We start from the raw sequence: 8,799 nt of genomic DNA, 5'->3' as shown, positions 1-8,799 counted from the left end.
GGCGGAACGAACTTTGTACACAGGAATGTGTGGGGATTCGGGAAGTTACCTCTCGAATCTCCACGGTTGTCATCCCATATCGGGACGACAGCACGAAAGCACGGTGGGCGGCGGGAACGGCAGCGTTTCTGGGCAAGCCGTTGGGAGACAGGCAATTTCGGGCTTTTGCAGTCCGTGAAACGATGGTTCTGACGGGCGGGTGCGTAGAAGCGCCCCGCGCGTCCTTTTGCGTTTTTAACGTCTGGTGCCTCGATTCAGGGTTTTCCTCCTGAAAAGAGCTTCCGGGCCTACGAAACGGACGAAATTCAACCCGGGGGCGATGCCAATCGCGCTTCGGAAGGTTCGCCCCTGATGGGCGACGAAATGAGAGGCCACGATGGCGCAGCAGACATTCACCGGTCGCAAACGCGTTCGCAAGTTCTTCGGACACATCAAGGAAGTCGCAGAGATGCCGAACCTCATCGAGGTTCAGAAGGCGTCTTACGATCAATTTCTGATGGTCGATGAGCCTGCCGGCGGACGGCTGGACGAAGGCTTGCAGGCGGTGTTCCGGTCGGTGTTTCCGATCTCGGATTTTTCCGGCACTTCGATGCTGGAATTCGTCCGTTACGAGTTTGAGCCGCCGAAATACGACGTCGACGAGTGCCGGCAGCGCGGGATGACCTATGCGGCGCCACTAAAGGTGACGCTGCGCCTGATCGTGTTTGATATCGACGAGGAAACCGGCGCGAAATCGGTAAAGGACATCAAGGAGCAGGACGTCTACATGGGCGATATCCCGCTCATGACGATGAACGGCACCTTCGTAGTCAACGGCACCGAGCGCGTCATCGTCTCCCAGATGCACCGGTCGCCCGGCGTATTTTTCGATCATGACAAGGGCAAGACCCATTCGTCCGGCAAGCTGCTGTTTGCGGCGCGCGTGATTCCCTATCGCGGCTCGTGGCTCGATATCGAATTCGACGCTAAGGATATCGTGTTCGCGCGCATCGACCGGCGGCGCAAGATTCCGGTGACTTCGCTGATGTTCGCCCTCGGCCTCGACGGCGAAACCATCCTGAGCACGTTCTACAAAAAAATCATCTACAAGCGCGCCAAGGATGGCTGGCGCGTGCCGTTCGACGCTACCCGTTTCCGCGGCTACAGCACGATCAACGACTTGATCGACGCTGACAGCGGCAAGGTTGTGCTCGAGGCCGGCAAGAAGCTCACTGTTCGCGGCGCCCGTCAGCTCCAGGAAAAGGGACTGAAGGCGCTCCGCTTGTCGGATGAAGAATTGGTCGGCAACTATCTGGCCGAAGATCTCGTCAATCCGAAAACCGGCGAGATCTACGCCGAAGCGGGCGAGGAAATCACTGAGAAATCGCTGAAGACACTTAACGAGCACGGCTACAAGGAGCTGCCGCTGCTCGACATCGACCACGTCAATGTCGGCGGCTACATTCGAAACACCCTGCATGCCGACAAGAACATGACGCGCGAGGACGCGCTGTTCGATATTTACCGCGTGATGCGTCCCGGCGAGCCGCCGACCATCGACTCGGCACAGACCATGTTTCAGTCGCTGTTTTTCGACCCCGAGCGCTATGACCTGTCCGCGGTCGGACGCGTCAAGATGAACATGCGCCTCGAACTCGATGCGCCCGACACCCATCGCACGCTGCGGAAGGAAGATATCCTCGCGGTCATCAAGACGCTGGTGGACCTGCGCGACGGCAAAGGCGAGATCGACGACATCGACCATCTCGGAAACCGCCGCGTGCGCTCAGTCGGCGAACTGATGGAGAACCAGTATCGGATCGGCTTGCTTCGGATGGAGCGCGCGATCAAGGAACGCATGTCGAGCGTCGATATCGATACTGTCATGCCGCAGGACCTGATTAACGCCAAGCCGGCGGCTGCTGCGGTGCGCGAGTTCTTCGGCTCGTCGCAGCTTTCGCAGTTCATGGACCAGACCAACCCGCTTTCGGAGATCACCCACAAGCGCCGCCTCTCGGCGCTTGGTCCGGGCGGTCTGACCCGCGAGCGCGCAGGCTTCGAAGTGCGCGACGTGCATCCAACCCATTACGGCCGGATCTGCCCGATCGAGACGCCGGAAGGCCCGAACATCGGCCTGATCAACTCGCTCGCGACCTTCGCGCGCGTGAACAAATACGGCTTCGTCGAAACGCCCTATCGCAAGGTCAAGGACGGGCGCGTCACTGACGAGGTGGTCTATCTTTCCGCGATGGAAGAGGGCCGCTACTCGGTCGCGCAGGCCAATGTGCAGATCGACAGCCGCGGCCGCTTCACCGATGACCTCGTGGTCTGCCGCTCCAGCGGCACCCGCGACGTGGTGCCTCTGCCGCCGGACAAGGTCGACTACATGGACGTGTCGCCGAAGCAGCTGGTTTCAGTAGCGGCGGCGTTGATTCCGTTCCTGGAAAACGACGACGCCAACCGCGCCCTGATGGGTTCGAACATGCAGCGCCAGGCGGTGCCGCTGGTTCGCGCCGAAGCGCCATTCGTCGGCACCGGCATGGAAGGCGTGGTGGCGCGGGACTCGGGAGCTGCGATTGCGGCGCGCCGGTCCGGCGTCATCGACCAGATCGACGCCACGCGTATCGTTATTCGCGCCACAGAGGATCTCGATCCCACCAAATCGGGCGTCGATATCTATCGGCTGATGAAATACCAGCGCTCTAACCAGTCGACCTGCATCAACCAGCGTCCGCTCGTGAAGGTGGGCGATCTCGTCCACAAGGGCGACATTATCGCCGACGGCCCGTCGACCGATCTCGGCGAGTTGGCGCTCGGCCGTAACGTGCTGGTCGCGTTCATGCCGTGGAATGGCTACAACTTCGAAGACTCAATCCTGCTCTCCGAGCGGATTGTGAAGGACGACGTGTTCACCTCGATCCATATCGAGGAATTCGAGGTGATGGCCCGCGACACCAAGCTCGGTCCGGAAGAAATCACCCGCGACATTCCGAACGTCTCGGAAGAAGCGCTGAAGAACCTGGACGAAGCCGGAATCGTCTATATCGGCGCCGAAGTCCGCGCCGGTGACATCCTGGTCGGCAAGATCACGCCCAAGGGCGAAAGCCCGATGACGCCGGAGGAAAAGCTTCTGCGCGCTATCTTCGGCGAAAAAGCATCCGACGTTCGCGACACCTCGCTCCGCGTGCCTCCGGGCGTGCAGGGCACGATCGTCGAAGTGCGCGTGTTCAACCGTCACGGCGTCGACAAGGACGAGCGTGCGCTGGCGATTGAACGGGAAGAGATTGAGCGTCTGGCCAAGGACCGCGACGACGAACAGGCGATTCTTGATCGCAACGTCTACGGCCGGCTGGCCGAACTCCTGGAGAATCGCCAAGGCATCGCCGGTCCGAAGGGCTTCAAGAAGGACACCAAGATCACGCGCGCGGTGCTCGAGGAGCATCCGCGTTCGCAATGGTGGCTGTTTGCATCGCCCAACGACAAGCTGATGACCGAAATCGAGGCGATGCGGAAGCAGTACGACGAATCGAAGAAGGGGCTCGAGCAGCGCTTCCTCGATAAGGTCGAGAAGCTGCAGCGCGGCGACGAATTGCCGCCGGGCGTGATGAAGATGGTCAAGGTCTTTGTCGCCGTGAAGCGCAAGATTCAACCCGGAGACAAGATGGCCGGTCGTCACGGCAACAAGGGCGTGGTGTCCAAGATCGTTCCGGTCGAGGACATGCCTTTCCTTGAGGACGGGACGCACGCCGATATCGTGCTCAATCCGCTCGGCGTGCCGAGCCGGATGAATGTCGGCCAGATTCTCGAAACCCATCTTGGATGGGCCTGCGCCGGCCTCGGCAAGCGCATCGGCCAGACGGTGGATGCCTACTACGCGAAGCAGGACATCAAGCCGCTGAAGGAGACGCTGAAAAAGATCTACGGCGACGAGGAAACCATCAAGTCGCTCAACGACGGCGAGTTGATGGAACTCGGGCGCAATCTCAGCCACGGCGTCCCGATTGCGACGCCGGTGTTCGATGGCGCTAAGGAAGCCGATATCGAGGAGATGCTGAAGCTTGCCGGTCTCGACGCATCCGGACAGTCGACCGTTTATGACGGCCGAACCGGGGACGCCTTCGACCGCAAGGTGACGGTTGGGTACATCTACATGCTCAAGCTGCATCACCTCGTCGACGACAAGATCCATGCACGTTCGATCGGGCCTTATTCGCTCGTAACCCAGCAGCCGCTGGGCGGTAAGGCGCAGTTCGGTGGCCAGCGTTTCGGCGAAATGGAGGTGTGGGCGCTCGAGGCTTATGGCGCGGCGTACACGCTCCAGGAAATGCTGACGGTCAAATCGGACGACGTCGCCGGCCGTACCAAGGTGTACGAGGCGATCGTGCGCGGCGACGACACGTTCGAAGCGGGAATTCCGGAATCGTTCAACGTGCTGGTCAAGGAAATGCGTTCGCTGGGCCTTAACGTCGACCTGCACAACTCGAAGCTGGGTGGCGCGCCGACATCCGAGGCCGCCGAGTAAATGAAGCGACATGCCCGGCTGTTCGCCGGGCATCCGCGCTTCGCTTCGAAGCGCGAGGCTGAAAAAGAATTTCGAATTTGCTGCCGGTGATCATCGGCACGCGAGGAGAAGACCATGAACCAAGAAGTTATGAATCTCTTCAATCCGACGACCCCGGCTCAGGTCTTCGACCAGATCCGGATTTCAATCGCGTCACCGGAGAAGATTCTGTCGTGGTCGTACGGCGAAATCAAGAAGCCGGAGACCATCAATTACCGCACTTTCAAGCCGGAGCGTGACGGCCTGTTTTGTGCGCGTATCTTTGGGCCGATCAAGGACTACGAATGCTTGTGCGGCAAGTACAAGCGGATGAAGTACAAGGGCATCATCTGCGAAAAGTGCTCGGTCGAAGTGACCTTGTCGCGGGTTCGGCGCGAGCGCATGGGCCATATCGAATTGGCGGCGCCGGTCGCGCATATCTGGTTTTTGAAGTCGCTGCCCTCCCGCATCGGCCTTCTGCTCGACATGACACTGAAGGATCTCGAGCGGATCCTGTATTTCGAATATTACGTCGTTCTTGAGCCGGGGCTGACCGCGCTCAAGGATCGGCAGCTGCTTTCGGAAGACGAGTATCTGAAGGCGCAGGACGAGTACGGCCAGGACAGCTTCACCGCCATGATCGGCGCGGAGGCCATCCGCGAACTCTTGAAGGGACTCGAGCTCGAAAAGCTCGAGGCATCCCTGCGTGCCGAGATGCAGGAAACCGAATCCGACATCAAGCACAAAAAGCTCGCCAAGCGCCTGAAGATCGTCGAGGCGTTCCGCTATTCCGGCAACAAGCCGGAGTGGATGATCCTGACCGTCGTACCTGTGATTCCGCCGGACCTGCGTCCACTGGTCCCGCTGGATGGCGGCCGGTTTGCGACCTCTGATCTCAACGATCTCTATCGTCGCGTCATCAACCGCAACAACCGGTTGAAGCGGCTGATGGAGCTTCGCGCGCCCGACATCATCATTCGCAACGAAAAGCGGATGCTGCAGGAGGCGGTCGACGCGCTGTTCGACAACGGCCGCCGCGGCCGCGTCATCACCGGCGCCAACAAGCGTCCGCTGAAGTCGCTCGCCGACATGCTGAAAGGCAAGCAGGGTCGCTTCCGTCAGAACCTGCTCGGCAAGCGCGTCGATTATTCCGGCCGTTCGGTGATCGTGGTCGGTCCCGAACTGCGGCTGCATCAGTGCGGCCTGCCGAAGAAGATGGCCCTGGAGCTGTTCAAGCCGTTCATCTATTCGCGGCTGGACGCCAAGGGACTTTCAACCACGGTCAAGCAGGCAAAGAAGCTTGTCGAAAAAGAACGTCCCGAGGTTTGGGATATTCTCGACGAAGTGATCCGGGAACACCCGGTGCTGCTGAACCGCGCGCCGACCTTGCATCGACTTGGCATCCAGGCATTCGAGCCGGTGCTGATCGAAGGGAAAGCTATTCAGTTGCATCCACTGGTCTGCGCGGCGTTCAATGCTGACTTCGATGGCGACCAGATGGCCGTGCACGTTCCGCTGTCGCTGGAAGCGCAGCTCGAAGCCCGCGTCCTGATGATGTCGACCAACAACATCCTGCATCCCGCCAATGGTCAGCCGATCATCGTGCCGTCGCAGGATATCGTGCTTGGTCTGTATTATCTTTCGATCCTGCGAGAAGGCTTGCCGGGCGAAGGCAAGGTCTTCGGCGACATGGCCGAACTCGAGCATGCGCTGCATTCGAAGGTCATCCACCTTCACACCAAGATCAAGTATCGTTGGGATGGCGTCGACGAGTCGGGAAAGCCGATCCGGCGTTTGATCGAGACCACCGCTGGCCGTGTCATGCTCGGCAATGTCTTGCCGAAATCGGCACGGATTTCATTCGACATCATCAACAAGCTGATGACAAAGAAGGAAATCTCTAGCGTCATCGACCAGGTCTATCGTCACTGCGGTCAGAAAGAGACCGTGATTTTCTGCGACCGCATCATGGCGCTCGGCTTCTACAATGCGTTCAAGGCCGGTATTTCGTTCGGCAAGGACGACATGGTGGTGCCGGCGTCGAAGTGGAAGATCGTCGAGGAGACCCGCACGCTCGCAAAGGAATTCGAGCAGCAATATAATGACGGCCTGATCACGCACGGTGAGAAGTACAACAAGGTCGTCGACGCCTGGTCGAAATGCACCAAGAAGATTTCCGAAGACATGATGACGGAAATCTCGGCGGCCAAGAAGAATCCGAAGGGCGGCGAACCCCAAATCAATTCGATCTTCATGATGTCGAATTCGGGGGCTCGCGGTTCGCAGGACCAGATGCGCCAGCTCGCCGGCATGCGGGGCCTGATGGCCAAGCCGTCCGGTGAGATCATCGAAACGCCGATCATTTCCAACTTCAAGGAAGGGCTGTCGGTGCTTGAATACTTCAACTCGACCCACGGCGCCCGCAAGGGTCTCGCGGACACCGCGTTGAAGACGGCGAACTCCGGTTACCTGACGCGGCGTCTGGTCGACGTGGCTCAGGACTGCATCATCACGGCCGACGATTGCGGCACCAAGCTCGGCATCAAGATGCGTGCCATCATCGATGCCGGCACCGTAGTGGCTTCACTGGCTTCACGCATTCTCGGCCGCACCGCGGGCGAGGATCTGCGCGATCCCGCGACCAACAAGATCGTGGTCAAGCGCGGAACGCTGATGGAGGAGAGTCACGTTGACGCGCTCCAGCAGGCCGGTATCCAGGAAGTGAAGATCCGTTCCGCGCTCACCTGCGAGCTCGTGAATGGTATCTGCGGCAAGTGCTACGGCCGCGACCTCGCGCGCGGAACGCCGGTCAATCACGGCGAAGCGGTTGGTGTCATCGCCGCTCAGTCGATCGGCGAGCCCGGCACCCAGTTGACGATGCGTACGTTCCACATCGGTGGCGCCGCGCAGATCAACGAGCAGTCGTTCATCGAGTCGAACTTCGACGGCAAGGTGACGATCAAGAACAAGGCGATCGCAAAAAACAGCGAAGGCCATCTGATCGCCATGGTGCGCAACATGGTGGTTGCGGTCACCGATGCTGATGGCACCGAACGTGCGACCCACCGCATTCAATACGGCGCGCGTATGCGGGTCGATGAAGGCGATATGGTCAAGCGCGGCCAGCGGATTGCCGAATGGGACCCGTACACACGGCCGGTTCTGACCGAGGTCGAAGGCACGATCGGATTTGAGGACCTGGTCGAGGGTCAGTCGATTTCGGAAACCCTCGACGAATCCACCGGTATCGCGAAGCGTGTCGTGATCGACTGGCGCACATCGCGTGGCGGGTCGGATCTACGGCCAGCCATTGTGATCAAGGGCAAGGATGGCAAGATCCTCAAGCTCCCGCGTGGGGGCGAGGCTCGCTACATGCTTTCGGTCGATGCGATCCTGTCCGTCGACGTCGGAGCGAAGGTGAAGACTGGCGACATCCTGGCGCGTATCTCCACCGAAAGCGCCAAGACTCGCGACATTACCGGCGGTCTGCCGCGGGTTGCGGAACTATTCGAGGCTCGCAAGCCAAAGGATGCCGCGATCATCGCGGAAATCGCCGGCACGATCCGGTTCGGGCGCGACTACAAGAACAAGCGCCGGATCTCGATCGAGCCCATGGATAAGAATGAGGAGACTCGCGAGTACCTCATTCCGAAAGGTAAGCACATCCATCTTCAGGACGGCGACATCGTCGAAAAGGGCGACTTCATCGTTGAAGGCAACCCGGCTCCGCACGACATCCTGGCGATCAAGGGCATCGAGGAACTCGCTGCCTATCTGGTCAACGAAATCCAGGAGGTCTATCGACTGCAGGGCGTGCTGATCAACGATAAGCATATCGAAGTGATCGTGCGTCAGATGCTGCAGAAGGTGGAAATCACCGACCAGGGCGAGACCGACATGATCTCGGGCGAGCAAGTCGACAAGATCGAGTTCGACCAGCTCAACGCCAAGGCCAAGGAAGAGGGCAAGAAGCCGGCGACGGGAACGCCGGTGTTGCTCGGCATCACCAAGGCAAGCCTGCAGACCCGCTCGTTCTTCTCGGCGGCGTCGTTCCAGGAGACCACCCGCGTGCTCACCGAAGCTGCCGTCAACGGCAAGGTGGATCCGCTGGAAGGCCTCAAGGAGAACGTCATTGTCGGCCGGCTGATTCCGGCGGGCACCGGCGCATCGATGGCCAAGATCCGCGAAGTCGCCGTCAAACGCGACAAGCTGATTCTGGATGAGCGCGAGAAGCCGGCGGCGATCGTGCCGGCGGCTCCGGAAGTCGAGCCATTGGCGCT

At 60.0% G+C, this 8,799-nt stretch carries 2 protein-coding genes; both read left to right on the top strand.

What is annotated here, in order from left to right; all coding sequences use genetic code 11:
- Window positions 1–376: 376 nt before the first annotated feature.
- The gene (gene rpoB, locus VJV58_RS18550; protein ID WP_324138825.1) at window positions 377–4,501 is read left to right on the top strand and encodes a DNA-directed RNA polymerase subunit beta; all 4,125 of its coding nucleotides are present in this window, start codon (window positions 377–379) and stop codon (window positions 4,499–4,501) included.
- 114 nt (window positions 4,502–4,615) lie between these two features.
- The coding region (rpoC, locus tag VJV58_RS18545) for a DNA-directed RNA polymerase subunit beta' (RefSeq protein WP_324138824.1) at window positions 4,616–8,799 on the top strand (4,184 nt) is incomplete at its 3' end.

Origin of the sequence: Bradyrhizobium sp., assembly GCF_035273305.1 — a bacterium.
Lineage (GTDB): Bacteria > Pseudomonadota > Alphaproteobacteria > Rhizobiales > Xanthobacteraceae > Bradyrhizobium.
This window is presented reverse-complemented; position numbering and strand designations above follow the sequence as displayed.

Bases quoted from the DNA above. Each gene is read 5' to 3' on its own strand.
- rpoB (WP_324138825.1), top strand. From the start codon at position 377: ATGGCGCAGCAGACATTCACCGGTCGCAAACGCGTTCGCAAGTTCTTC.